Annotated in this window: 21 protein-coding genes; 12 read left to right on the top strand and 9 right to left on the bottom strand. The window is 71.9% G+C overall.

Annotated elements, in window-relative coordinates; all coding sequences use genetic code 11:
- Positions 1-59: 59 nt before the first annotated feature.
- Positions 60-1,199, bottom strand: a complete 1,140-nt coding sequence (locus KPF22_RS27080; RefSeq protein ID WP_208824598.1) for a citrate synthase 2 — start codon at positions 1,197-1,199, stop codon at positions 60-62.
- 200 nt (positions 1,200-1,399) lie between these two features.
- Here KPF22_RS27080 and pdxH point away from each other — a divergent pair, with 200 nt between their 5' ends.
- The 4 genes from pdxH to KPF22_RS27060 all read left to right on the top strand — a co-directional run bounded on the left by pdxH (position 1,400) and on the right by KPF22_RS27060 (position 6,510).
- Positions 1,400-2,053, top strand: a complete 654-nt coding sequence (gene pdxH, locus KPF22_RS27075; RefSeq protein WP_224403677.1) for a pyridoxamine 5'-phosphate oxidase — start codon at positions 1,400-1,402, stop codon at positions 2,051-2,053.
- Positions 2,054-2,102: 49 nt separating this feature from the next.
- Positions 2,103-3,497, top strand: coding sequence for an MFS transporter (locus KPF22_RS27070; protein WP_224403676.1), 1,395 nt, complete (start codon positions 2,103-2,105; stop codon positions 3,495-3,497).
- Positions 3,498-3,586: 89 nt separating this feature from the next.
- Positions 3,587-4,897, top strand: a complete 1,311-nt coding sequence (locus tag KPF22_RS27065) for a citrate synthase (protein WP_062399893.1) — start codon at positions 3,587-3,589, stop codon at positions 4,895-4,897.
- 221 nt (positions 4,898-5,118) lie between these two features.
- On the top strand, positions 5,119-6,510 hold the full coding sequence (locus KPF22_RS27060; RefSeq protein WP_224403675.1) for a deoxyribodipyrimidine photo-lyase: 1,392 nt from the start codon (positions 5,119-5,121) through the stop codon (positions 6,508-6,510).
- Here KPF22_RS27060 and KPF22_RS27055 read toward each other — a convergent pair.
- Both KPF22_RS27055 and KPF22_RS27050 read right to left on the bottom strand, forming a co-directional pair.
- Entirely contained in the window at positions 6,491-7,663 is a 1,173-nt protein-coding gene (locus tag KPF22_RS27055; protein WP_224403674.1) for an ABC transporter permease, read from the bottom strand. The two genes, KPF22_RS27060 and KPF22_RS27055, sit on opposite strands and share 20 nt — an antisense overlap.
- The gene (locus KPF22_RS27050) at positions 7,660-8,571 is read right to left on the bottom strand and encodes an ABC transporter ATP-binding protein (RefSeq protein WP_224403673.1); all 912 of its coding nucleotides are present in this window, start codon (positions 8,569-8,571) and stop codon (positions 7,660-7,662) included. Before KPF22_RS27050 ends, KPF22_RS27055 begins: the two co-directional genes overlap by 4 nt.
- Before the next feature lie 225 nt (positions 8,572-8,796).
- Here KPF22_RS27050 and KPF22_RS27045 point away from each other — a divergent pair, with 225 nt between their 5' ends.
- The gene (locus tag KPF22_RS27045; protein WP_224403672.1) at positions 8,797-10,122 is read left to right on the top strand and encodes an MFS transporter; all 1,326 of its coding nucleotides are present in this window, start codon (positions 8,797-8,799) and stop codon (positions 10,120-10,122) included.
- Positions 10,123-10,180: 58 nt separating this feature from the next.
- Here KPF22_RS27045 and KPF22_RS27040 read toward each other — a convergent pair whose 3' ends face one another.
- From KPF22_RS27040 to KPF22_RS27030, 3 genes are all read right to left on the bottom strand, one after another.
- Complete coding sequence (locus KPF22_RS27040) at positions 10,181-11,281, bottom strand: gamma-glutamylcyclotransferase (protein ID WP_224403671.1); 1,101 nt, start codon at positions 11,279-11,281, stop codon at positions 10,181-10,183.
- 76 nt (positions 11,282-11,357) lie between these two features.
- Entirely contained in the window at positions 11,358-11,606 is a 249-nt protein-coding gene (locus KPF22_RS27035) for a hypothetical protein (RefSeq protein WP_224403670.1), read from the bottom strand.
- A gap of 10 nt (positions 11,607-11,616) precedes the next feature.
- Positions 11,617-13,545 (bottom strand): helix-turn-helix domain-containing protein, encoded by a 1,929-nt coding sequence (locus tag KPF22_RS27030; RefSeq protein ID WP_224403669.1) that lies wholly within the window; start codon positions 13,543-13,545, stop codon positions 11,617-11,619.
- A 345-nt stretch (positions 13,546-13,890) separates the two neighbouring features.
- Between KPF22_RS27030 and KPF22_RS27025 the strand changes: the two genes are divergently transcribed.
- The 7 genes from KPF22_RS27025 (at position 13,891) to KPF22_RS26995 (ending at position 22,536) form a co-directional block, all read left to right on the top strand.
- Entirely contained in the window at positions 13,891-15,528 is a 1,638-nt protein-coding gene (locus KPF22_RS27025; RefSeq protein ID WP_043276429.1) for a methane monooxygenase, read from the top strand.
- 206 nt (positions 15,529-15,734) lie between these two features.
- The gene (locus KPF22_RS27020) at positions 15,735-16,790 is read left to right on the top strand and encodes a 2Fe-2S iron-sulfur cluster binding domain-containing protein (RefSeq protein ID WP_224403668.1); all 1,056 of its coding nucleotides are present in this window, start codon (positions 15,735-15,737) and stop codon (positions 16,788-16,790) included.
- Positions 16,787-17,995 (top strand): toluene hydroxylase, encoded by a 1,209-nt coding sequence (locus KPF22_RS27015; RefSeq protein WP_224403667.1) that lies wholly within the window; start codon positions 16,787-16,789, stop codon positions 17,993-17,995. Before KPF22_RS27020 ends, KPF22_RS27015 begins: the two co-directional genes overlap by 4 nt.
- Positions 17,992-18,348, top strand: a complete 357-nt coding sequence (mimD, locus tag KPF22_RS27010; RefSeq protein WP_350589363.1) for a propane 2-monooxygenase effector subunit MimD — start codon at positions 17,992-17,994, stop codon at positions 18,346-18,348. Before KPF22_RS27015 ends, mimD begins: the two co-directional genes overlap by 4 nt.
- Positions 18,349-18,527: 179 nt before the next feature.
- Positions 18,528-20,216 carry a chaperonin GroEL gene (gene groL, locus KPF22_RS27005; RefSeq protein WP_208824612.1) on the top strand — a complete coding sequence of 563 codons (1,689 nt, stop codon included), beginning with the start codon at positions 18,528-18,530 and terminating at the stop codon, positions 20,214-20,216.
- Positions 20,217-20,300: 84 nt separating this feature from the next.
- Positions 20,301-21,458, top strand: a complete 1,158-nt coding sequence (locus tag KPF22_RS27000) for an amidohydrolase family protein (protein ID WP_208824615.1) — start codon at positions 20,301-20,303, stop codon at positions 21,456-21,458.
- A 64-nt stretch (positions 21,459-21,522) separates the two neighbouring features.
- Positions 21,523-22,536: an iron-siderophore ABC transporter substrate-binding protein gene (locus tag KPF22_RS26995; RefSeq protein ID WP_208824617.1), complete on the top strand. Its 1,014-nt coding sequence runs from the start codon at positions 21,523-21,525 to the stop codon at positions 22,534-22,536.
- Between the two features lie 43 nt (positions 22,537-22,579).
- Here KPF22_RS26995 and KPF22_RS26990 read toward each other — a convergent pair whose 3' ends face one another.
- The 3 genes from KPF22_RS26990 to KPF22_RS26980 all read right to left on the bottom strand — a co-directional run bounded on the left by KPF22_RS26990 (position 22,580) and on the right by KPF22_RS26980 (position 25,597).
- The gene (locus KPF22_RS26990) at positions 22,580-23,725 is read right to left on the bottom strand and encodes an MFS transporter (protein WP_224403666.1); all 1,146 of its coding nucleotides are present in this window, start codon (positions 23,723-23,725) and stop codon (positions 22,580-22,582) included.
- A 157-nt stretch (positions 23,726-23,882) separates the two neighbouring features.
- Positions 23,883-24,509 carry an MBL fold metallo-hydrolase gene (locus KPF22_RS26985; protein WP_224403665.1) on the bottom strand — a complete coding sequence of 209 codons (627 nt, stop codon included), beginning with the start codon at positions 24,507-24,509 and terminating at the stop codon, positions 23,883-23,885.
- Positions 24,509-25,597, bottom strand: a complete 1,089-nt coding sequence (locus KPF22_RS26980; protein WP_224403664.1) for an S-(hydroxymethyl)mycothiol dehydrogenase — start codon at positions 25,595-25,597, stop codon at positions 24,509-24,511. The genes KPF22_RS26985 and KPF22_RS26980 overlap by 1 nt, the downstream gene beginning before the upstream one ends.
- Positions 25,598-25,711 lie beyond the last annotated feature (114 nt).

Below are 25,711 nucleotides of genomic sequence, written 5' to 3'. Positions count from 1 at the left end.
GAACCAACCCGGCAAGCTCGGGGGAGGGGTCCCGTACGACGCACGGGCGCGGGTCCCGGTCAGCGGGCGACGACCGAGTCCCAGCCCTCGACCTCCTGCGGACGGCGCGGGCCCGGGCCGATGTACTGCGCGCTCGGGCGCACGAGCTTGCCCTCGCGCTTCTGCTCCATCACGTGCGCCGACCAGCCCGCGGTCCGGGCCGAGGTGAACATCGCGGGCATCATGTGCGGCGGGACCTCGGCGAAGTCGAGGATCACCGCCGCCCAGAACTCGACGTTGGTCTCGATCGGACGGTCCGGGCGCCGCTCGCGCAGGATCGCCAGTGCCGTGCGCTCCAGCTCGGCGGCCACCTCGTAGCGCGGGGCGTTCAGCTCCCGGCAGGTGCGGCGCAGCACGCGGGCCCGCGGGTCCTCGGCCCGGTAGACCCGGTGCCCGAAGCCCATGAGCTTCTCCTTGCGGTCCAGCAGGCCCGTCACCAGCGCCCCGGCGTCGCCGGTGCGCTCCACCTCGTCGATCATCGGGAGCACCCGGGCCGGGGCGCCGCCGTGCAGCGGGCCGGACATGGCGCCGATCGCGCCGGACAGCGACGCGGCGGCGTCGGCGCCGGTGGAGGCGATCACCCGGGCGGTGAAGGTCGAGGCGTTCATGCCGTGCTCGGCGGCGGACACCCAGTAGGCGTCCACGGCGGCGACGTGGCGCGGGTCGGGCTCGCCGCGCCAGCGGGTCATGAAGCGCTCGGTGATGGTGGAGCACTCGTCGATGCGCGACTGCGGCACCGCGGGGACACCGATGCCGCGGGCGGACTGCGCGACGTAGGACAGCGCCATCACCGAGGCGCGGGCCAGGTTGTCGCGGGCCTCGGCGTCGTCGATGTCGAGCAGCGGGCGGTAGCCCCAGTACGGGGCGAGCATGGCCAGCGCCGCCTGCACGTCGACCCGGACGTCACCGGTGTGCACCGGGATCGGGAACGGCTCGGCGGGCGGCAGGCTCTGCCCGAACCGGCCGTCGACCAGCAGGGCCCAGACGTCGCCGAAGGTCACGGTGCCGGCGAGGTCCTCCAGGTCGACGCCGCGGTAGCGCAGCGACCCGCCGTCCTTGTCGGGCTCGGCGATCTCGGTCCGGAACGCGACGTGGCCCTCCAGCCCGGACGTGAAGCCGGGCGGCGGCGGGGGCACCTCGTGCGCGGTCGTCTCGGTCACCGGGTCTCCTTCGGCTCGGATCGTCGCCGTCACCCTGCTCCGAACGGGTCAGCGGGGCAACGCGACCGGCCGGTGGCGTCGATCACGAACCGGACTCCCGTCCGTGAACACCGGTCGCGACCACTCCGATCGGCGGGTGCACACGCGGCTCCGGCGCGCTTACCGTGCGAGACGCACGCACCTGTCCGGAAGGGGAACCGATGACCGACGCGCCCGCCCTCGCGAGGATGCGGACGGACTACTCGAGCCGCCCGCTCGACGTCGACGACCTGGCTCCGACCTGGCACGAACAGCTCACCGCGTGGCTGGAGCAGGCCCGTGAGGCCGGGCTGACCGAGCCGAACGCGATGGTCCTGGCGACCTCGGACCCGGACGGGGTGCCGTCGTCGCGCACCGTCCTGTGCAAGGGCCTCGACGCCGGCGGGATCGTCTTCTACACCAACTACACCTCGGCCAAGAGCCACGACCTGAACCGCACGCGCGTCGCCTCGGTCACCTTCCCCTGGTACGACCTCCAGCGGCAGGTCCAGCTCTCCGGCCGGGTGGAGCGCTGCTCGGACGCCCAGTCCGACGCCTACTGGGCGCTGCGCCCGCGCGGGTCGCAGCTGGGTGCCTGGGCGTCGGCGCAGTCGACGATCGTCGCCGGGCGCACCGTCCTCGACCAGGCGCTCGCCGGGGTCACCCGCCGCTTCGACGGCGTGGACGAGATCCCGCGGCCCCCGCACTGGGGCGGCTGGCGGATCGTGCCGTGGCAGGTCGAGTTCTGGCAGGGCCGCGCCGACCGGATGCACGACCGGCTGCGGTTCGAGGTCGGCCGCGACGACTCCTGGTCCGTGCGGCGGCTCGCCCCCTAGGGAGATCCCGGAGGCGCGTCGTCGGGGCGTCCGTGTACACCTTGACGTCGTGAGCACGCGCAACGATCCCGGCGAGGGGCCGACGCAGCCCGTGCCCGGTGCGGAACGGGACACCCCGACCCGCCCGGTCCCCTCCGCCGCGGACCAGGGCCCGACCGTCCGCACCCGCGCGTCGCGGATCACCGGGCTGCTGCGGTCGACCTTCGCCGACACCACCCCGCTGCGCACGCCCGCCTACCGGCGGCTGTGGGTGGCCGGGATCGTGACGGTGATCGGTGCGCAGCTGTCGGTCGTCGCCGTGCCGATCCAGATCTTCCAGCTGACCGGCTCGTCGGCCTACGTCGGACTCACGGGGCTGTTCGGCCTGGTCCCGCTGGTGGTGTTCGGGCTGTGGGGCGGCGCGGTCGCCGACGCCGTCGACCGCCGGGTGATGCTGCTGTTCACCGGGTCGGGCATCGCGCTGAGCTCGCTGGCGCTGTGGGTGGTGTCGGCCAGCGGCGCCGGCAACGTGTGGGTCGTGCTGGTGCTGTTCGCATTCCAGTCGGCGATGCTCGCGATGAACCAGCCCACCCGCAGCGCGGTCATCCCGCGCCTGCTGCCCGCAGAGCAGCTGCCCGCGGCGAACGCGCTGAACATGACCGTCGTGCAGGTCGGCGCGGTGCTCGGGCCGCTGCTGGCCGGGGTGCTGATCCCGTTCATCGGGCTGTCGACGCTCTACCTGATCGACGCGATCTTCCTGCTGGCGACGTTGTGGGCGACCTGGCGGCTGCCCGCGCTGCCCAGCTCCGCGCAACGGGTGGACGGCGCCCGCCCGAAGGTGGGGCTGCGCTCGGTCGTCGACGGTTTCCGCTACGTCGGGACGCAGCGCATCCTGCTCGTCTCGTTCCTGGTCGACGTGATCGCGATGGGTCTGGGCATGCCCCGGGTGCTGTTCCCGCAGATGGCGGTGGACACCTTCGGCGGGTCGGCCGACGGTGGTGTCCAGCAGGGTCTGCTGTACGCCGCGATCCCGATCGGGATGGTCGCCGGCGGAGTGCTCTCGGGCTGGCTGCAGAAGGTGCAGCGCCAGGGCGTCGCGGTCGTCGTCGCGGTGTGCGTCTGGGGTGGCGGGGTGCTCGTGTTCGGGCTCACCGGGTCGCTGTTCCTCGCGGTGCTCGCGCTCGCCGTCGCCGGTGCCGGTGACCTGGTCAGCTCGGTGTACCGGTCGTCGATGCTGCAGACCGTCGCCACCGACGAGATGCGCGGCCGGATGCAGGGCGTGTTCATCGTCGTCGTGGCGGGTGGGCCCCGGCTCGCCGACATGTGGCACGGGTCGGTGGCCTCGCTCGTCGGGCCCGGCCCCACCGCGACGCTCGGCGGCCTCGCCGTGATCGTCGGCGTGCTGCTGTGCGTGTGGCGCTTCCCGGAGTTCCTCCGATATCGGGCACCCCGCGACGGAGGGTGAGAATCGTCGCCGCGTTCTGCGGAATCGCCCCGGCGGGCTAGCGTGTGCCCGAGACCCGATTGATCCCCGCTGTGAGAGGGAACCTCCACATGTCCGACGAGACCGCCGCCAAGTCCGACACCGCCGTACTCCGGTACTCGGGCGGCGAGTTCGAGACCGCGGTGCACACCCCGACGGAGGGGTCGCAGGCCGTCGACGTCAGCAAGCTGCTCGGCAAGACCGGCCTGGTCACCTTCGACCCGGGCTTCACCAGCACCGCTGCCTGCTCGTCCGCGATCACCTACATCGACGGTGACGCCGGCATCCTCCGCTACCGCGGCTACCCGATCGACCAGCTGGCCGGGAACTCCACGTTCCTCGAGGTCAGCTACCTGCTGATCTACGGCGAGCTGCCGAGCCAGCAGCAGCTCGACGCCTTCACCAACCGGATCAGCCGGCACACCCTGCTGCACGAGGACCTGAAGCGCTTCTTCGAGGGCTTCCCGCGGGACGCGCACCCGATGCCGGTGCTGTCGTCGGCGGTCAGCGCGCTGTCGACCTTCTACCAGGACTCGCTGGACCCGCACGACGAGGAGGCCGTCGAGCTCTCCACCGTGCGGCTCATGGCGAAGGTCTTCACGATCGCGGCCTACGCGTACAAGAAGTCCGTCGGGCAGCCGTTCCTGTACCCGGACAACTCCCTGGGTCTGGTCGAGAACTTCCTGCGGATGACCTTCGGGTTCCCCGCCGAGCCCTACGAGCTGGACCCGGACATGGTCCGTGCGCTCGACACGCTGCTGATCCTGCACGCCGACCACGAGCAGAACTGCTCCACCTCGACGGTGCGGCTGGTCGGCTCCAGCCAGGCGAACCTGTTCGCCTCCATCTCCGCCGGCATCAACGCGCTGTTCGGCCCGCTGCACGGCGGCGCCAACCAGGCGGTCCTGGAGATGCTGACCCGCATCAAGGACGTCGAGGGCGGCAACGTCGACGACTTCGTGAACCGGGTCAAGAACAAGGAGCAGGGCGCGAAGCTGATGGGCTTCGGGCACCGGGTGTACAAGAACTACGACCCGCGCGCGAAGATCGTCAAGGAGCAGGCCGAGACGATCCTCAAGAAGCTCGGCGTCAACGACCCGCTGCTCGACATCGCCATGACGCTCGAGGAGAAGGCGCTGGCCGACGACTACTTCGTCGAGCGCAAGCTCTACCCGAACGTCGACTTCTACACCGGCGTCATCTACCGGGCGATGGGCTTCCCGGTGAAGATGTTCACCGTGCTCTTCGCGCTCGGCCGGCTCCCGGGCTGGATCGCGCACTGGCGCGAGATGATGAACGACCCGCAGAACAAGATCGGGCGTCCGCGCCAGCTCTACACCGGTTCCGCGGAGCGGCTGTACGTGCCCGTCGGGCAGCGCTGACCGCGTAGCCCCACCGCCTCGCCCCCCGAGCGGGCCGGTCCCACGACCGGCCCGCTCGCTCGTTCCGGGGAGCCGCCGCCCCGCCTCGCGCACCGCCGCCCCGGCGCTCCCAGGGGAACCCTCGTAGCGCTCTAAGCCACGAGAGTTCCCCTGGGGGCACACCGGAGGGGTGCGACGGCTCGGCGGGCGGCGCGGCGGTGGCGCCGCTAGCGTCGACCGGCATGGCGCCGAGTACTGCTGTCGTCTGGTTCCGGCGCGACCTCCGGGTCGCCGACCAGCCCACGTTCCTCGCCGCGGCCGACGCCGCCGACCGCGCGCTCGCGCTGTTCGTGCTGGACCCGGCCCTGCTGTCCCCCTCCGGTGCGGCCCGCGCGAACTTCCTCTTCGGGTGTCTGCGCGAGCTCGACGAGGCACTCGGCGGGAAGCTGCTCGTCGTGAAGGGCGACCCGGCCGACGTCGTCCCGCGGATCGCGAAGGCCGTCGGCGCACAGACCGTGCACGTCGCGGCGGACTACGGCCCCTACGGCCGCGAGCGCGACGAGCAGGTCGAGAAGGCGCTCGCCGAGGACGACGTCGAACTCGTCCGCACCGGCTCGCCCTACGCCGTCGCACCCGGCCGGGTGGAGAAGGGCACCGGCGGGCCGTTCAAGGTGTTCACCCCGTTCAGCCGCGCCTGGGCCGACCACGGCTGGCGCGCCCCGGCCGACACCGACGCGTCGACGTGCACCTGGATGGATCCGTCGGACAAGGACGGCGGGCCCCGCGCGGTGAAGGTCCCCGACGACGAGCCGGTCGAGGCCGAGCTGCCCGAGGCGGGGGAGTCCGCGGCACTGGCCCGCTGGAAGGACTTCCTCGACGAGGGCGTCGAGGACTACGGGTCCGCCCGCGACCTGCCGGCCGAGCGCGGCACCTCGGGCATGTCGCCGTACCTGAAGTACGGCTGCGTCCACCCGCGCACGCTGCTCGCGGACCTGGCGAAGCGGAAGGGTGACTCGGTGAAGACCTACCGCACCGAGATCGCCTGGCGGGACTTCTACGCCGACGTGCTGTACCGGCGCCCGGACTCCGCGCGGGGGAACTACGACACGGCCTTCGACCACCTGCCGCTGCGCACCGGGAAGGCCGCCGACGCCGACTTCGAGCGCTGGTGCGAGGGCCGGACGGGCTTCCCGATCGTCGACGCCGGGATGCGCCAGCTGCGCGGCGAGGCGTGGATGCACAACCGGGTGCGGATGATCGTCGCGTCGTTCCTGGTCAAGGATCTGCACATCCCGTGGTGGCGTGGCGCGCGGCACTTCATGGCGCTGCTCGTCGACGGCGACCTGGCCTCCAACCAGCACGGCTGGCAGTGGACGGCCGGGTCGGGGACGGACGCGTCGCCGTACTTCCGGGTCTTCAACCCGATCACCCAGGGCGAGCGGTTCGACCCCGACGGCGACTACGTGCGCCGCTGGGTGCCCGAGCTCGCCGACGTCGAGGGGAAGGCCGTGCACCAGCCGTGGAAGCTGACGGGCGGCATCCCGGACGGGTACCCGGAGCCGATGGTCGACCACAAGGCCGAGCGGGAGGACGCGCTCGCCCGCTACGACCAGGTCAAGGCCGCCCGGTCCTGAGGGCGTCCCGCCAGCGGACCCGCGCCCCGGTGCGCAGCACCGAGTTGCGGTAGACGCGGGCCGACAGCACCACCATCCCGGCCAGCGCGAGCAGCGCCAGCACGAACGCGACGACCGGCTCCCACCACGCGGTGACCCCCAGCGCGGTGCGGGCCGGCATGAGCGTCTGCGACAGGTACGGCACGAACGACAGCACCGTGGTGACGGGGTTGCGCGGGTCCACGGGCAGCACGGCGACGGCGAGCAGGAACGGCACGAGCAGCACGACGGCGATCGGCGCGGTCACCGACTGGAGCTCCTCCTGACGGGACACGAGCGCCCCCGCCGCCGCGTAGAGCGTCGCGAACAGGAAGAACCCGACCAGGTACCAGACCAGCGCCGACACCAGCGTCGGCAGCAGCAGCGCCGGGACGGCCAGCGCGCCCGTGCCCACCGCGACGGCCGCGCCCACCGCGCCGAGGATCAGCAGCTGCAGCAGCCCGACCAGACCGAGGCCGAGCACCTTCCCCGCGAGCAGCTGCCGGGCCGGGATCGTCGCGAGCAGCAGCTCCACCACGCGCCCGGACTTCTCCTCGACCACCCCCTGCGCGACGGCCGCGCCGTAGGCGGTGACCGAGAAGAACAGCAGGAACGTCACCATGAACGCGGTCCCCACCCGCTGGCCCAGCTCGGTGTCGACCGGTTCGAGGGTGCGCACGCCCACCCCGGACAGCGTGCTCACCCGCTCCGGGTCGGCGCCGGCGGCGAGCAGCGACTCGCGCACGGCCTGCTGCTCGACGACGTCGGCGACCAGCGACCGCAGCCCCGGGGCGACGTCGTCGAGGCCCACGAGCTGGTAGGTACCCGGCGCGCCGGTGAGCATCGCGTCGGCCTCGCCGGTGCGGACCATCGACTCGGCGGTGGCCCGGTTCCCGGCCTCGGTCAGCCGCAGCGCGGTGCCCAGCCGGTCCGCGGTGCCCTGCAGCTCGCCGCGCAGCTCGCGGGCCGGCCCGTCGAGCACCAGCGACGACGACGAGCTCTGCGACCCGGCGAACACGATCACCGCGCCGTAGCCGCCGAACACCAGCAGCATCAGCAGGATCCCGACGACGAACGTCCGCGACCGCAGCTGGGTGGTGATCTCCCGCCGCGCGACGAGCAGCACCGTCCTCATCGGGCACCGTCGGTCGCCGGGACGGCGCGGTCGCGCACGGCGTCGCGGTACAGCTCGGTCAGCGGCGGCCGGTACGGACCGAACGCGTGCACCGGTCCGGCGGCCAGCGCCGCGGCGAGCAGCGTCTGGTCGTCGGTGCCCGGCGCCAGCTCGACGCGGGTGCGGTCGCCCTCGGTGCCGACGACCCGCACCCCGGCGACGGTGTCGGCCCAGCCGGGCGGCGGGCCCGTCACGTCGTAGCGGTCGGCGGCCCCGGCCCGCAGTCCGTCGACCGTCCCGACCGCGGCCATCCGGCCCGCCGAGATGATCCCGACCCGGTCGCACAGCCGCTCCACCAGCTCCAACTGGTGGGAGGAGAACACCACGGGCACCCCGGCCGCGGCGCGTTCGCGCAGCACCGCCCCCAGGGTGTCGACGGCCGCCGGGTCCAGCCCGGAGAACGGTTCGTCGAGGACCAGCAGGTCGGGGTCGTGCACCAGCGCGGCGCACAGCTGCACCCGCTGCTGGTTCCCCAGCGACAGCTTCTGCACCTCGTCGCCGCGGCGGTCGGCGAGCCCGACCCGGTCGGTCCAGGTCTCGGTGGCGGCGAGCGCGGCCGACCGGGACAGCCCGTGCAGCCGGGCCAGGTAGACGAGCTGCTCGGCGACCCGCATCCGTGGGTACAGACCGCGTTCCTCGGGCAGGTAGCCGATCCGGCGCCGTTGCGCGGGACCGAGCGGGCCGCCCTTCCAGGTGACCGCGCCGGCATCGGCGTCGAGGACGCCGAGCACGATCCGCATCGTCGTCGTCTTGCCCGCCCCGTTGCCGCCGACGAAGCCGAACACCTCGCCCGCGCCGACCGTGAAGCTCACCCCGTCGAGGGCGGTCGCGGAGCCGAACCGCTTGGCGAGGCCGTCGATCGCCAGCACCCCGGCGACGCTACACGGGGTGGGTGTCGCGCACCGGTATCGATCACCGCGCGTGGGTGGCAGCCCCTCTTTCGGCTCTGTAGGCTCCGCACACCGCAATGGTGCTGGATATGTCGATCGTGTAACGAAATGCGCTTCCGGTAGCGGTTTACGCATTGCGCGAGTGGGGGTCCTCGAATGTCATCGGTTCCGGCAGGTGCTGGTCAACAGAGTGGCGAGAACGACGTGGAGCCCTCCGTACTACGGAGGGCGGTCGCCGCGTCGGCGATCGGGAATGCGACGGAATGGTTCGACTACGGCATCTACGCCTATCTGACGGTCGAGCTGACGCAGGCGTTCTTCCCGGGTGAGCTGGGCTATCTCGGCACGCTGCTCGGGTTCGCGATCTCGTTCGTCCTGCGGCCGCTCGGCGGCTTCGTGTGGGGCCCGCTCGGTGACCGCATCGGCAGGCAGAAGGTCCTGTCGATGACGATCATCCTGATGGGTGTCGCGACGTTCCTGATCGGCGTCATCCCGTCGTACGAGACGATCGGCTGGGCCGCCCCGGCGCTCCTGTTCCTGCTGCGGATCATCCAGGGCTTCTCCACCGGCGGTGAGTACGGCGGCGCCGCCACGTTCATGGCGGAGTACGCGCCGGACCGCAAGCGCGGCTTCTGGGGCAGCTTCCTGGAGTTCGGCACCCTGGCCGGCTTCACGCTCGCGGTGCTGGTCGTCTTCGGCCTGGAGACCGCGATCGGCGAGCAGGCCATGCTCGACTACGGCTGGCGCATCCCGTTCATGATCGCCCTGCCGCTGGCCATGATCGGTCTCTACATCCGGACCAAGCTCGAGGACACCCCGGTGTTCCGGGACCTGGAGGCCGCCGGCGAGTCCGAGTCCGCCGCGACCGGAGCGCTCAAGGACCTCATCGTCCGCTACTGGCAGCCGATCCTGGCGCTGTTCGGACTGGTCATCGCGCTGAACGTCATCAACTACACGCTGCTGACCTACATGCCGACCTACCTGCAGACGACGCTGTCGATGGACTCGGCGAGTGCGGACACCGTCGCCGTGGTCGGCCAGGTCGTGATGATGCTGTTGATCCCGTTCGCCGGTGCGCTGTCGGACCGGATCGGCCGCAAATCGTGCTGGTGGATCTCACTGGTCGGCATCTTCGTGCTGGCGATCCCGATGTACATGCTGATGGCGGTGAGCGTGCCGCTGGCGATCCTCGGGTTCACCGTGCTCGGCCTGATCTACCTGCTGCAGCTCGGGACGATCTCCGCGACGTTCCCGGCGATGTTCCCGACCCACGTCCGGTTCGCCGGCATGGCGATCTCCTACAACGTGGCGACGGCGGCGTTCGGCGGCACCGCGCCGCTGATCAACGAGGCGGCCATCGAGGGCACGGGCGACGTCCTGTTCCCGGCCTACTACATGATGGGCGCCTGCGTGGTCGGCATGATCGCGCTCTACTTCGTCATCGAGACGAAGGGTGTGTCGATCGCCGGCCGGGACGTCCCGGGGCTCGCCGAGCACCGCGCGCGGCAGGCCGCGAAGACCGGCTCCTGAGCCGCACCACCGGTCCGCACCGGGCCCGTCCCCGTCGGGGGCGGGCCCGGTCGGCGTCTCAGGGGGCCGGCCAGCCGCGGGGCAGCGGCACGTGCCCGTCCCGCGCGGCCGTCCACACCCAGGCCCAGCACACGGTGCCGTCGCCGAGGACCACCCGGGACCGCGCGTACTCGGGGCCCTCGTAGGCGTCGAGCGCGGCGAGCGCGGTCTCCGGGTCGGCCAGCTCGACGACCCAGCCGGGTACCCCGTCGCCGGTGTCGAGGGTCAGCGCGGGATACCCGAGACCGGTGTCGGCGACCCCGCCCGTCGGCAGCAGCACCGGCTGCGGCAGCACCCCCGAGGCGTGCTCACGCAGCATCCCGAAGGCCCGCCGGCCGGGCATGAGGGTGCCGTAGACGAACACCCGCGACGGCCACTGCTCCGGCACCGGCACACCGTCGACGGTCCGTGCGTCCAGACCGTCCGGGCCGGGGGTACCGGTGAGCGCGACGGCTCCGGCCTGGTCGAGGTCGGCGCAGCGGACCGGTGCCCCGTCGACGTGCAGCGGGCGCCGGTCCGTCCGTGGGTCGCCGGTGGGGACCTCCGGGGCGAGGTAGGCCCACGGCCGGTCGAGCTCCCCGGCGGCGTCGACGAGCGTGACCCGTCCGGTCGCGACCCGGGCCAGGCGGTAACGCGGCGGTTCGGCGTCGCGGCCCTCGACGGTGTCGAGTGCCGCGAACTGGTCCGGAGCCGCCAGCCAGACCGCGTGCTCCTCGGTCACACCGGGCACGGCCGCGAGCGTCGCGGGGCGCTGGTCGTCGACCACCCGGCGCCCGGCCGACCACACCGCGGCCAGGCCCTCGGTCCGGACCCGCAGCACGACGACCGGACCGGTCAGCCCGCGCTCCCCGCGCATCCAGGAGACCTTCGACGGGCAGGCGTTCGAGCCGTAGGCCAGCAGCGGGACGCGCGCGGCCAGCGGCGGTGCGCCGAGGTCGGCGAGCACGTCGTCGAGGCAGCGGTCCGCAGCGCGCCAGCCGGAGGTGGCCGACGGGGCGGCCGCCAGCGGACGGGTGCGGCCGCCGACGTGCAGGAACGAGCACGGCGGCCGGGCACCCGGGTAGGGGTCGGCAGGGAACGCCGAGTCCGGCCACGAGGCGGCGATGTCCGTTCCCGTCATGGGAACGGACCGTAGATCAACGACCCGGGGCCGGCGGTACGCGCCCGGGTGGCGCCGACGCAGCCCCGGGCGGGCCTCAGCCCGTCCGCCGACGTCCGCCCTGCGCCGCCGCCCGGCGCAGCAGCGCCGCGGTCAGCAGCATCAGGCCCAGCACCGCGAGCGCGGACAGCACCACCCGCAGCCACGTCGGCGCCGTGTCCGGCAGCAGCATCGCCACGACGAACACCCCGGCCATCGAGCTGCTCAGCAGGATCATCACCAGCAGCGGGGGCGGCATGCCCTCCGGGAAGGAGAACGCGCGGACGATGCGGCTGCGGCGACCCACGCCGCGCAGGCTACCGGGACATCCCCGCCCCCTCCGGCGTCGCGATGCCGTAGCCGCGGATCTTGCGGTAGATCGTGGCCCGGCTCATCCCGAGCCGGCGCGCGGCCTCGGCCTTGTTGCCGTCGGCGTCGAGCAGGGCGTCGACGATGGCGTCGCACTCGATCGACTCCAGCGGGGTCAGCACCCGCCGGGCCAGCACCCGCGTCTCCGGCGGCAGGTCCTCCAGCCGGATCACCCCGGTGCGGCGACGGCTCACGACCTTGCGCAGCACCTGGTAGAGCTGCTCGACGTTGCCCGGCCACCGGTGCCGCATGAGCACCCGCAGGGCCTCCGGGGCACAGGTCAGGTCGGCGCCGCGCGTCAGCCGGGCGAGCAGGTACGGCACCAGCTCGGCGACGTCCTCCACGTGGTGGCGCAGCGGCGGGACCTCGATGGTGCGCGGGAAGCAGTCCAGCAGCGACGCGAGCTCGGGTGAGTCGGTCGTCCGGGAGCTGCCGCGGGTCGCGACGACCCAGGCCCGCTCCGGGTCGGTCGACTCGCGGTGCGGCTCGAGCACGTCGGCGAGCGCCGCCGCGGCGGCCGGGGGGAGCCGGTCGACCTCGCGCAGCACCAGCGTCCCGCCGCCGCCCTCGAGCTCGTCGGACACCTCGGAGAGCCAGCGCGGGCCCACGTCGCCGGCGTCGAGCACACGGACGTGCCCGGCGGGGGAGTGGAGGTGGTGGGTGGCGCGGGCCAGCGTGGTCCGGCCGGAGCCGTGCTCGCCCTGCAGCACCAGCCACTCGTTGGTGCGGAAGTGCCGGTCCACCGCCTGGGCGCACTTGGTCCACAGCGCCCCCGAGCCGACGGCGGTCGGCAGCGCGGTGGTGATCGTCGGGGTCGCGGAGCCGCGGCCGACGGTGTCGCGGTGGGTCAGGCTCACCTGCAGGATGCCGCCCGCCGAGCCCGCCTCGTTCCAGCTCGGCCGGCACTGCACCCGGGCGGTCGCCCCGCTCGGCAGGTCGACGACGAGCTGGCGGTTGCGTCCGGCCCGCAGCGCGTCGGTCGCCCCGGCGAGCAGCGGGACCTGGTCACCGGGTGCGATGAGCTCGCGGGCGCGGTCGTTCATCATCACGAGGTCGTCGCCGACGGCGAGCACCGCGGAGTCGCCCCCGCGCTGGACCGCGGTCAGGTAGTCGTGCAGCAGCGTCAGCTCGTGCCGCCCGGACGCGGCGAGCAGCGCCTCCTCGATGCGGCGGGCCGTCGTCGCGGCGGTGGCGACCATCAGCGCGTTGGCCTCGCTCCGCCAGCAGGTCAGGTCGACGACGCCGAGGATCTTGCCGGTCACCGGGTGCCGGATCGGGGCGCCGGCGCAGGCCAGGTCCTCCAGGTGCTCGACGAAGTGCTCGTGCCCGAACACCTCGGTCGGACGCCTGCCCTCCAGCGCGGTGCCGATGCCGTTGGTGCCGACGTGCTGCTCGGCGTAGGAGAAACCGGGGACGAGCCACACCCGGTCCAGGTGCTGACGCAGCGCCGAGTCACCGGTCCGGCGGTCGAGGACGACACCGTCGCCGTCGCAGAGGATGAGGCTGACCGGCTCGGTGGCGAACTGGTCGCACAGCTCGGAGACGATCGGCGTGGCCGCCCGCATCAGCGGGCTGTCGGTCTCGCGGCCGATCTCGGGCAGGTCGATGGAGTCGGGCGCGACGTCGCTGTCCCGCGACCGGATCCAGGACGCCAGGATCGGCGGGCGCACCGCGTCCTCGCGCATCTGCTCGTGGTGCAGGAACGCGTCGCGGGCCGCCGCGATCCGTTCGGCCGCGGCGCTGGTGCTGGTCCTGGTGGCGGGTGCGGGCGCCGAGCCGGTGACGGGGGAGTCCCGTCCGTCCCCGGGCTGTCGCGGGCGCGGCGTCGGCCGGCCCGCCCGGGTGGCGCCCTGCGCGCCGTCGGGCAGGGGTCTCACACACGGCCTCCTCGCCTGTGTCGAGCTCGGGACACGACCACCGAGGACCCGTGTGCAACAGCGGTGACCTGCCCGGATCCCGTGGTCACGGCGACGGTACGCGCCGTGAGAGCAAGATCACCACAGGTGGCGGGGCGGAAGAGTCTCATATTGAGACCTCGAATGCCTGTCGAACCATGTGTGATTCGCAGCACGGAGGAGAGACGGCATCGCCGGGTGCGGCAGCCAGCCACGCCGCCGGGCCGTCCGACCTCCGCGTTCGACCACGACATCGGGCTACCCGCGCTCGCCCGCTGATCCGACCACAACCCACCACCGTGAGGAGACGACGTGAGTCGGCAGAGTTTGGCGAAGGCTCACCAGAAGATCCAGGAGCTTTCCTGGGAGCCGCAGTACCACGAGCCGTACATGAAGTACGGAACCGACTACACCTTCAAGAAGGCGGCGAAGAAGGACCCGCTCAAGCAGGTCCTGCGCTCGTACTTCCCGATGGAGGAGGAGAAGGACCACCGCGTCTACGGCGCCCAGGACGGTGCCATCCGCGGCAACATGTTCCGGCAGGTGCAGGAGCGCTGGCTGGAGTGGCAGAAGCTCTTCCTGTCGATCATCCCGTTGCCGGAGATCTCGGCGGCGCGCTCGATGCCGATGCTGTTCCACGTGGTTCCGAACCCGGAGCTGCACAACGGCCAGGCGATCCAGATGATCGACGAGGTTCGGCACAGCACGATCCAGCAGAACCTCAAGCGCCTGTACATGAACAACTACATCGACCCGGCGGGCTTCAACAACTCGCTGCGGAACTTCCAGTCGGACTACTGCGGCACCATCGGCCGCCAGTTCGCGGAGGGGTTCATCACCGGTGACGCCATCACCGCCGCGTCGATCTACCTGACCATCGTCGCGGAGACCGCGTTCACGAACACCCTGTTCGTGGCGATGCCGGCAGAGGCGGCCGCCAACGGCGACTACCTGCTGCCGACGGTGTTCCACTCGGTGCAGTCCGACGAGTCGCGGCACATCTCCAACGGCTACGCCACGCTCCTGATGGCGCTGTCGGACGAGGACAACCGCCAGCTGCTCGAGCGCGACCTGCGCTACGCGTGGTGGAACAACCACCGCGTCGTCGACGCCGCCATCGGTACCTTCATCGAGTACGGGACGAAGGACCGCCGCAAGGACCGCGAGTCCTACGCGGAGATGTGGCGCCGCTGGATCTACGACGACTACTACCGCAGCTACCTGCTGCCGCTCGAGAAGTACGGCCTGGTGATCCCGCACGACCTGGTCGAGGAGTCCTGGAACCAGATCTGGAACAAGGGCTACGTCCACGAGGTCGCGCAGTTCTTCGCCACCGGCTGGTGCGCCAACTACTGGCGCATCGACGGCATGACCGACACCGACTTCGAGTGGTTCGAGTACAAGTACCCGGGCTGGTACGACCGGTACGGCAAGTGGTGGGAGAACTACAACCGCCTCGCCAAGCCGAACGGTCACCACGCCATCGTGGCCGAGGACGTCGACTACGTGTACCCGCACCGCTGCTGGACCTGCATGGTCCCGTGTCTGGTGCGCGAGGACATGGTCGTCGACAAGGTGGACGGCCAGTGGCGCACCTACTGCCACGAGGTCTGCCGCTGGACCGACGCCGAGGCCTTCCGGCCCGTGTACCAGGGTCGCGAGACCCCGAACATGGGCAAGCTCGTGGGTCACCGCGAGTGGGAGACGCTCTACCACGGCTGGAACTGGGCCGACGTCATCCAGGACATGGGCTTCGTCCGTGACGACGGCAAGACCCTCACCGCTCAGCCGCACCTCGATCTCGACCCGAAGAAGATGTGGACGCTGGACCACATGCGGCGCATGCCGCACCTGGCCAGCCCCAACGTCATCCTCAACGAGATGAGCGACGCCGAGCGCGAGGCGTTCGTGGCGGACTACAACCGCCAGGGGCCGGGAGGCCGGCCCGCGCCCACCGACGCCTGAGCGCGGGTCAGGCGAGGGGAGGGGGTTCCCGTCACGCCATGACGGGTCCCCCTTCCCGCGGCCCGGCCGGGGGGTCGTCTTCCCCGGCCGGGTCACCCCGGGACTCCCGTCCGCCGGGCGGAGCCCGGGGCGACGCCTGCCCACATCTGTCCGATTGGTCTTTTTTCTCACGCCACTAGTCACGCCAAGAGAGGTGGTCTGCACTCGTGGGCGACAAACACGTCGTGCGGTTCGAGCCCGTCGGCATCGAGATCGAGGTCGACGAGGACCAGAACATCCTCCGCGCCGCGGCCGAGCAGGGCGTCCAGCTCATGCACGGCTGCAAGGAGGGCCAGTGCTCGGCCTGCAAGTCCTTCGTGCTCGAGGGCGAGGACATCGAGTACGACAGCTACTCGACCTTCGCGCTCCCGGACTACGAGAAGGAGGAGGGCCACACCCTCCTGTGCCGGGCACATGCCTACGAGGACCTGGTCATCGAGCTGACCAACTACGACGAGGAGATCATCCGGTCCGGCCTGCCCCTCACCAAGGGCGTGGTCGAGGTCGTGTCGGTCGAGGCCGTCACCCACGACATGCGGCACCTGACCGTCAAGCTGGTCGAGCCGTCGGAGATCAAGTTCTTCCCCGGGCAGTACATGGACCTCGTCTGCCCCGGGACCGAGGAGAGCCGTTCGTTCTCCATGGCCAACACCCCCAACCGGGACGGCACCTACGAGTTCGTCATCAAGGTCTACCCGGGTGGGCTGTTCGGGACCTGGCTCGACGAGAAGGCCGCTCCCGGTGACCGGCTCGACGTCGAGGCGCCCTTCGGCACCTTCACCCTCCGCCAGAACCGCAGCTCGCCGATCGTCTTCGTCGGCGGCGGCGCCGGCATGGCGCCGGTACTGGGCCTGCTGCGGGCGATGGCCGAGGGCGGAGTCGAACGACGGGCCACCTTCTACTACGGCGCGCGCACCGCGGGCGATCTCTGCTTCGAGAAGGAGATCGCCGAACTGGCGCCCCAGCTGAACGGCTTCCGGTACATCCCCGCCCTGTCCGACGGCGACGGCGGGGACTGGGCCGGCGAGACCGGCCTGATCACGGAGGTGGTCAGGCGCAACGAATCCGATCTGAAGGGAGCGGATGCCTACGTCTGCGGTCCCCCGCCGATGGTCGACGCGGCGATCGCGACGCTGACCCAGCTGGGTGTGAGTGAGACCAACATCTTCTACGACAAGTTCACCACGACCGGTGAGCAAGAAGGCGAGGACGGACAGCAATGACTCAGTCCCCCACCACACAGGACACGTCGTCCGGTTCGCAGCGCAGCGTTCCCAAGCCCGTCTTCACCGACGCGGAGGCCGGAGCGCGGGAGTTCCCCGACTCGAGCTCGAACGCGCGCCGCTACAACTACTACACCCCGGCCAAGCGGAAGCAGACGCTGTACGAGGACACCACCGTCGAGGTCCAGCCCGACCCGCGGCACTACCTCTCGCAGGGCTGGATCTACGGCTTCGCCAACGGCGAGGGCGGCTACCCGCTGCACTGGACCAAGCTCAAGGCCTGGGGCGTCGACGAGCCCGAGCCGCAGCGCGGCATCGGCAGCGGCGGCATGCACGTCAAGAACTGGCCCGCGCACGGCTGGCACGAGTTCCGCGACCCGAACGAGGAGTGGGAGCAGAGCCTCTACCGGTACAACGCGAACGTCGTCCGGCAGCTCACCCAGAACATCGAGAACGCCCGCAACGCGAAGGCGTTCGAGCTCTGGAACCCGAACTGGGTGCGCTTCGTCGAGCGCAACGTCGGCGCCTGGATGCACATCGAGCACATCCTCGGCCTCTACGTCTTCGCGTCCAACGAGCGATCCGCGCCGACCAACATGCACAACACGGCGCTCGCGGCGAACTCCACCCGCAAGATCCGCTTCGCCCAGGACCTCGCGCTCTACAACCTGACCCTGTCGGAGGAGATCGACGGGTTCGACGGCGCGGCCCACCTCGACGCGTGGGACAACGCGCCGGAGTGGCAGGGCGCCCGGAAGATGACCGAGGCCCTCACCGCGGTCCAGGACGACTGGGGCGAGGCGATCTTCGCGACCAACTGCGTCTTCGAGCCGCTGGTCGGGGAGCTGTTCCGCTCCAACCTGGTCATGCAGTCCGCCGCCCAGAACGGCGACTACGTGACGCCGACGGTCATGGGCGCCGGCGAGTACGACTACGCCCAGCGCGACCTGCGCTGGTCGATCGCCTGCTTCGCGCCGCTCACCCAGGACCGCGAGTTCGCCGAGCACAACCGCTCGCTGATGAGCGGCTGGCTGCGGACCTACGTCCCGCAGGCACTGGAGGCCGCCCGGACCATGCAGCCGATGTGGTCCCAGTCGGACTCGAAGCCCCCCACGTTCGAGGACTCCCTCGACCGCGCCAAGAACCGGTTCGCCGGGATCTGCAGCGATCTCGGTCTCGACGTCCCCGAGGAGCTGAAGCAGTGACCAGCACCAGCCCGTTCAAGCAGGACAGCACCGCGTCGAACATGTGCGGCTTCACGCTGATGAACAACCAGATCGGCGCGGTCATCGCGACCGTTCTGGATCGTCAGGACAACGTGACCGTGCAGCACCTTCCCTCGATGATCCGCGTCGACGGCACGGGCAAGTTCGAGCTGGACTACGTCGCGATGGACGAGGAGGCCGGCCAGGAGGAGGGCTGGTTCGACGCCGCCCAGTTCGAGGAGAACATGTCCACCCACTACGGGCGGATGGTCCACCTCGACGACAAGACGATCATGTTCGCCAATCCCGAGGACGCCGCCGAGTACATCGACTTCGACCTGAAGCCGGTGTAGGACCCGCTCCTCACCCGGAACGCACCGCCCGGGACGACGACCCGTCCCCGGCCCACCACGGCCGGCGACGGCCCGGGCGGTGCGCTCCACCCGCGCAGCGCGCCTGGACGGCGCCACGGCTGCGCACGTTGATCCGCACCCGCGCACCTGGACCGACTCTTTCTCCGGGAGGACCCACCATGGCCAAGGAACTCCGCTTCGGCGCCGAGGGCCGTCATCTGCTGCAGGCCGGCGTCGACCAGCTGGCCGAAGCCGTCAAGAGCACGCTCGGTCCGAAGGGCCGCAACGTCATCCTGGAGAAGATCACGGGCTCGCCCGAGGTCACGAACGACGGCGTCACGATCGCCCGCGAGATCCATCTGCGCGACCCCTTCGAGAACATGGGCGCCCAGCTGGTCAAGGAAGCGGCGGTCAAGACCAACGACACGGTCGGCGACGGGACCACCACCGCGACCGTCATCGCCCAGGCCATCGTCCGCGAGGGCATGAGCGCCATCGAGCGCGGCGGCAACCCGGTGCTGGTCAAGCGGGGCATCGACATCGCGGTGAACGCGCTCGTCGACCGTCTGCAGACGGTGTCGCACCCGGTCAGCACCGAGGAGGACTACGCCCGCGTCGCGTCCATCTCGGCCAACGACGACTACACGATCGGCCGCGTCGTCGCGAGGGCGCTGCACACCGTGGGCGACGACGGCGTCGTCACCGTCGACGACACCCCGCTGCCGGGCGTCTCGGTGGACTTCGTCGAGGACTTCGAGTTCGACAACGGGTACGTCTCGCCGTACATGGTGACCAACCCCGGCACGCTCGAGGCGATCGTCGACGACCCCTACATCCTCTTCACCGCGCACAAGATCAAGGATGTCCAGCAGATCATGCCGGTGCTGGACCGGATCATGCGCAACGACCGGCGACCGCTCGTCATCGTCGCGGAGACCGTCGAGGGCACCGCCCTGCAGATGCTGGTCCACAACCACGTCAACGGGCACTTCCAGGCCGTCGCGATCAAGGCGCCGGGCTTCGGCGAGAAGCGCATCCACCTGCTGGAGGACATGGCCGCGCTCTGCGGCGGGCAGGTGCACTCCAAGAGCTCCTCGTTCTCGCTCGAGCAGATCGACGTCGAGCACCTGGGGCGCGCCGTGCAGGTGCAGGTCACCAGCGAGGGCACCACGATCATCGGCGGGCACGGCGACAAGCAGAAGCTGGAGTACCGGCTGTCGCAGCTGCGGGCCGAGCTGGCCCGCGCGACGATCGGCACCGACGAGGACTTCTTCTCCGACCGCATCGCCCGGCTCTCCGGGAAGGCCGCGATCATCTCGGTCGGAGCGCCGACCAACGCCGAGGCCCGCGAGATCCGGCACCGGGTGGACGACTCGCTGCAGGCGACCCGGGCCGCGGTGGCCGAGGGCATCGTCGCCGGTGGCGGATCGGCGCTGCTGCACGCCGAGCCCGCGCTCGACGAGCTGGACGTGACCGGGGACTACCGGATCGGCGTCGAGATCGTCCGGCACGCGCTCACCGAGCCCGTGCACCTCATCGCCTCCAACGCCGGCTACGACGGCGACGAGGTGGTCAAGCAGGTCACGACCATGGGCGTCGACGAGGGCTTCGACGCCCTGGAGGGCCGCTTCGGGGACATGGTCGAGATGGGCATCATCGACCCGCTGCGGGTCGTACGCTCCGCCCTGCAGAACGGCGCCTCGGTCGCCGGGCTGATCCTCACCACCAACTCGCTGGTGGCCGAGGAGGTCACGCCCTGGAACAAGGCGCTCATGACCGAGTTCGGCCAGCTCGACGAGGGCATCCCGCAGCCCAGCCCGGACTCGAGCACGCCCCAGTCGATGGGGCTCGGCCCGTCGGTCGGATAGGTACCGGCCCGTCCGGTCAGGGGAACAGTGGGGAGCGGCCCGGCACGCGCTGCGTGTGCCGGGCCGCTCCGCGACAGTGGAGAGGTGGTCGTCGTGGACCGGTGCTGCGGAGCGCCCCAGGGGCGTGGTGGTCTCCCGGCGGTCGTCGACGCCCAGGTGCACGGCTGGGACGGCCGGCCGCACAACCAGGCGGGCCCGGCGGGGGAGCAGTTCGTCGCCGACCTGCTGCACCGCCACCGGATGGTCGACCCGTCGCCGCGCCCGCTGACCGCGGACGCGTTCGAGCTGGTCACGCCGCAGGCGCTGGCCGCGCACGTGCTCTCCGCGGTGGACCGCGCGGTGCTCGTCCCGGCCGGCTTCGAGGACCTGTTCGTGCTCGGGTTCGCCGCACCGGCCTGGCACGCCGAGCTCGCCGCCGAACACCCCGGGCGGCTCGCGCTGGCGGGGGAGCTCGACCCGGCCGACCGGGCCCGCGCCCGCGGCATCGGGGCCCGGGTCGGCCGCGACGGTCTGCGCGCGCTGACCGTGCTGCCCGCCCGTCGTCCGGAGACCGCGCTGTCGCTGCGGGCGCCGTGGCTGCGCCGCACCCTGATCCGGGCCGAGCAGGCCGGCGCCGGGGTGGTCCACATCGGGGTCGCGCCGACCGCGCGACCGTCGCGCGCGGCACCGGAGTGGGCGCACGCGGGCGTCGTCGCCGAGGGCGACGCCGTGCCGCGGCCCCGGTGGCCGGAGTGGGCCGAGCCGGTCCGCGCCGGGTCCGCGCTCCCGGTCCGGGTGCGCAGCGCCGGGCCGCTGCCGGCCGGTGCCGTCGACGTCACCGAGGTCGCCGCGCTGGCCACGGCCCTGCCCAAGATCCGGTTCGTGGTCGGCGCCGCCTGCGCCCCGACCGCGTCGCTGGTCCGGCTGGCCCGCCTGCCCAACGTCTACGTGCTGCTCACCGACCTGCTGATCGCGTTGCGCCGGCACCGGGTGCCCGCCGCCGAGGCGCTCGGCGAGCTGCTGGCCGCCTACGGCCCGGACCGGCTGATGTTCGGCAGCGGCTACCCGCTGGTGCGCCCGGCGCGCCTGATCCGCGACCTCATGACCTTCCGCTACCCCGAGGAGCTGCGCGGACGGTTCCCCGAGCTCGACGACGACGTCCGCGCCGCCCTGCTCGGCGGCACCGCGGCACGGGTCCACGGGTTCGACCTGGCCTGCACCACCGTCCGTCCGCGCCGTCGAGGAGTGTTGAGCCCCACCTGAATGCAGGAGAGGCAACCCTCAGAACGTGTCCTATCCTTCCGCCGGACGAGGGAAGGGAACGCACATGGGACTCACCCGACGGCAGATGCTTCTCACGACGGTGGCTGCGGCCGGTGGCGCCGTACTGGCCGGGTGCGGCGGGGGCGGCAGATCGGAGACCGGCACCGGTGCCGCGACGGGGAGTGCCGGGTTCCCGGTGACGATCGAGGGCAAGCTCGGTGCGGCGACGATCCCGCAGGCCCCGCAGCGGGTGGTGTCCGTGGGCTACACCGACCACGACGCGATCCTCGCGCTCGGGGTGGCGCCGGTGGCGGCGCGCTACTGGTACGGCGACGAGAAGGTCGTCGTGCAGCCGTGGGCCCTGGCGGCCGCGCAGGCGGTGGGCGCGGCACCGGCGGTGCTGAACATGTCCTCCATCGAGCCGGAGAAGATCGCCGCACAGCGCCCCGACCTGGTGATCGGCCTCTACTCCGACCTCGACGCCCAGAGCTATCCGGTGGTGAGCGCCGTCGCGCCGACCGTCGGACCGCCCCGGGGGTTCGACGACTACGGCGCACCGTGGCAGGAGTACACCCGCGAGACCGGGCGGGCGCTGGGCAAGGAGGCCGAGGCCGAGAAGCTGGTCACCGACCTGGAGGCCAGGTTCGTCGCCGCCCGCGACGCCGACCCGCAGTGGAAGGGGCGCTCGGTCGTCGTCGCGAGCCGCAGCGCGGACAAGATCAGCGTGTTCTCCTCGCAGGACCCCCGCTCGCGGTTCTTCACCCAGCTGGGGTTCACGGTGCCGCCCAGGATCGACCAGCTGGCCGCAGGCAGGTTCTACACCGAGTTCAGCTTCGAGCAGGCGAGCGAGCTCGACCACGACCTCATCGTCTGGGACCAGCTGTCGTTCACCCCCGGCGGGAAGGCGACGGTCGTCGGGGACCCGCTGCTGTCGCGGTTGCCCGCGATGCGCGACGGGCGCACCGTGTTCCTGGAGGGGGCCACCGAGCTGGCCTTCGCCTGGCAGACCGTGCTCAGCCTTCCGTCCGTGCTCGACGCGGTCGTCCCCCAGCTGCAGCGGGCGATTCCGAGGACCTGACCCGCCGGCCCGACCGCCGTTCCGGGGGTTGCCGTGGTGGTGGTCAGGCACGACGACGCCGGACGGCCGGGGTGAGCAGGAGCAGCACCGCGGCCGTCGTGCCGAAGGCGGCGGCGAACCCGAAGGGCTCGGCGATCGCGCCGAGCCCGGTCGCCCCCAGGCCCGTCCCGGCGTCGTAGGCGATGTTCCAGGCGGCGCTGGCCGCGCCGTAGTGCAGCGGCCCGGCGGCGGCGAACAGGGCGACCATCGCGTCGTTCTGCACCAACCCGAACCCGGCGCCGACCACGGCCGCCCCCACCACCAGCAGGACCGACGCGTACGGCGCGGCGAGCACCCCGAGCAGCCCGACCGTGGCGCACGCCGTCCCGACCGGGAGCAATGCCCCGGGACGTCCGCTGCGGTCGGTGAGGGTGCCCGCGACGCCACGGCCGAGCAGCGCGCCGAGTGCGGTGGCGAACAGCGCGGCGGGCACCGCGACCGTCGCCCCGGGGGCGACGAGCGGGGCGAAGGTGATCACGCCGCCCTGCGCGGTGGAGCAGCCCAGCATCGCCAGGACCGGCGCGGCGGGGAGCCGCCTGCGGGTCTCGTGGGGGTGCGGGACGGCGTCGTCGCGGCGGGGTGCCGGGGCCCGCCGGGGGCCCCGCACGAACGCCACCACCAGGGCCCCGGCGACCGGGGTGATCCCCGCCAGCAGGAACACTCCGGTGAACCCCAGCGCGTCGACGACCGCGACACCTGCGGGCAGGAACACCAGCTGGGGCAGGCCGACGGCGTAGCCGTAGCGCGCCGACGCGCGACCGTGTGCGGAGGGCTCGACCAGCTCCGCGACGAGCGCGCTCCCGGCGACCGTCGCCAGCCCGAACCCGATCCCGCGGACCGCGGAGATCGCCAGCACGGGCCCGAGGTCGGCGGTCAGCGCGAGCAACGGCGTCGGGAGGCCGAGCAGCAGCGACCCCACGACCAGCACCGGACGGTGCCCGACCCGGCGCAGCATCGCGGGCACCAGCAGCTGGGTGGCCACGGTGGCCGCCATCAGCACGCCGGTGCTCAGCCCCGCACCGAACTCGCCGGAGCCGCCCCGGGACACCCACAGCGGCACGACCGGCAGGAGCAGGGCGTACCCGCCGAACGCCAGCGCGGTCGCGGCGAGGAGCAGGCGGAACGGGAGCGACGACAGCGACCGGGGCACGCCCCACCGTGTCAGACCGCACCGGTCCCGGCCCGCCCCTCCCCGGATCCGGGACCCGTTTGTGGATCTCCCCGGCCCGCTGGGGTGCATCTCGGCGGGGGAACGGCTGCGGCCCGGCCCCTCGGGGTGAGGGGCCGGGCCGCGTCGTGTGCGGGGGTCAGGATCCGTTGCGGATCCATTCCTCCAGGTGGGGTGCCTCGTCGCCGATGCGGGTGGAGTCGCCGTGTCCGGTGCGGACCCGGGTGTCGGCCGGCAGCGGGAGCAGGGTGGTGCGGATGGACTCGATGATGGTGTCGAAGCTGGAGTAGGACCGTCCGGTGGCGCCGGGTCCGCCCTGGAACAGGGTGTCGCCGGTGAAGACGATGCCGAGTTCGGGGGCGTAGAGGCAGGACGAGCCCGGCGAGTGACCGGGGGTCTGCAGCACGGTGAGGTCGATCCCACCCGCGGTCAGGACCTGGCCGTCGGCGAGCTCCTGGTCGGGCTTGCGGTCGGGCCAGGTCATGTCCCAGAGGACCATCTCGGCCGGGTTGAGCAGGATCGGCGCGGAGAACCGGTCGGCGAGGGTGGGTGCCTGGTTGACGTGGTCGTCGTGGGCGTGGGTGCACACGACGGCCTTCACGGTGCGGTCGCCGACCGCGGCGGCGATGGCGTCGGCGTCGTGGGCGGCGTCGATGACGATGACCTCGCGGTCGTCGCCGACGATCCACACGTTGTTGTCGACGTCGAAGGAGCCGCCGTCGAGGTTGAAGGTGCCGGAGGTGACGACGTGGTCGATCGGGGCCATCAGAGGATCACCACCGAGCGGAGGACCTCACCGGCGTGCATCTTGTCGAAGGCCTGCTCGACGTCGTCGATCCCGATCTCCTCGGTGACGAATTTGTCGAGCGGGAACCGGCCCTGCAGGAACAGGTCCACGTACATCGGGAAGTCGCGGCTGGGCAGGCAGTCGCCGTACCAGGAGGACTTGAGGGCGCCGCCGCGGCCGAAGTAGTCGATGAGCGGGATCTCGGGGGCCTGCAGGTCCGGGGTGGGGACGCCGACCAGGACGACGGTGCCGGCGAGGTCGCGGGCGTAGAAGGCCTGCTTGTAGGTCTCGGGGCGTCCGACGGCCTCGATGACGACGTCGGCGCCGTTGCCGTCGGTGACGGACCGGATGTACTCGACGGGGTCCTGTTCCTTGGCGTTGACGGTGTGGGTGGCGCCGAACTCGCGGGCCCACTCGAGCTTCCGGGGGTCGGTGTCGACGGCGATGATCGTCGTCGCCCCGGCCAGGGTGGCGCCGGCGACGGCGGCGTCGCCGACGCCGCCGCAGCCGATGACGGCGATGGAGTCGCCGCGGCCGATCTGGCCGGTGTTGACCGCGGCACCCAGCCCGGCCATGACACCGCAGCCGAGCAGGCCCGCGACCTTGGCGGGAGCGTCGGGGTTGACCTTCGTGCACTGCCCGGAGTGGACGAGGGTCTTCTCGATGAACGCGCCGATGCCGAGTGCGGGGGAGAGCTCGGTGCCGTCGGTCAGGGTCATCTTCTGGGTGGCGTTGTGGGTGTCGAAGCAGTACTGGGGCTTGCCCTTCTTGCAGGCCCGGCAGTTGCCGCAGACGGCGCGCCAGTTGAGGACGACGTAGTCGCCGGGGGCGACGTCGGTGACGCCCTCGCCGACGGACTCGACGATCCCGGCGGCCTCGTGGCCGAGGAGGAAGGGGAACTCGTCGTTGATGCCGCCGAGCTTGTAGTGCAGGTCGGTGTGGCAGACCCCGCAGGCCTGGATCTTCACCACGGCCTCACCGGGACCGGGGTCGGGGACATTGATCGTCTCGACGGTGACCGGCTCACCCTTGGCGCGGGCCACGACGCCGCGTACCTGCTGTGCCATTGCTCGTACTCCACTCGTCCTCGATGCCGCCCGCTCGGGACGGATGCTCGGATGGCGACTCTGGCATGGGTGACCGGACGGTGCCAGGTCGGCTCCGCCCCTGCAACAGGTGTT

The organism is Pseudonocardia sp. ICBG1034, from assembly GCF_020131375.1.
GTDB lineage: Bacteria > Actinomycetota > Actinomycetes > Mycobacteriales > Pseudonocardiaceae > Pseudonocardia > Pseudonocardia alni.
The sequence above is the reverse complement of the archived record's forward strand: the minus strand, read 5'-3'. Positions and strand labels throughout refer to the sequence as shown.

Bases quoted from the DNA above. Each gene is read 5' to 3' on its own strand.
- pdxH (WP_224403677.1), top strand. From the start codon at position 1,400: ATGACCGACGCGCCCGCCCTCGCGAGGATGCGGACGGACTACTCGAGC.
- KPF22_RS27065 (WP_062399893.1), top strand. From the start codon at position 3,587: ATGTCCGACGAGACCGCCGCCAAGTCCGACACCGCCGTACTCCGGTAC.
- KPF22_RS27060 (WP_224403675.1), top strand. From the start codon at position 5,119: ATGGCGCCGAGTACTGCTGTCGTCTGGTTCCGGCGCGACCTCCGGGTC.
- KPF22_RS27055 (WP_224403674.1), bottom strand. From the start codon at position 7,663: ATGAGGACGGTGCTGCTCGTCGCGCGGCGGGAGATCACCACCCAGCTG.
- KPF22_RS27040 (WP_224403671.1), bottom strand. From the start codon at position 11,281: ATGACGGGAACGGACATCGCCGCCTCGTGGCCGGACTCGGCGTTCCCT.
- KPF22_RS27015 (WP_224403667.1), top strand. From the start codon at position 16,787: ATGACTCAGTCCCCCACCACACAGGACACGTCGTCCGGTTCGCAGCGC.
- groL (WP_208824612.1), top strand. From the start codon at position 18,528: ATGGCCAAGGAACTCCGCTTCGGCGCCGAGGGCCGTCATCTGCTGCAG.
- KPF22_RS26995 (WP_208824617.1), top strand. From the start codon at position 21,523: ATGGGACTCACCCGACGGCAGATGCTTCTCACGACGGTGGCTGCGGCC.
- KPF22_RS26985 (WP_224403665.1), bottom strand. From the start codon at position 24,509: ATGGCCCCGATCGACCACGTCGTCACCTCCGGCACCTTCAACCTCGAC.
- KPF22_RS26980 (WP_224403664.1), bottom strand. From the start codon at position 25,597: ATGGCACAGCAGGTACGCGGCGTCGTGGCCCGCGCCAAGGGTGAGCCG.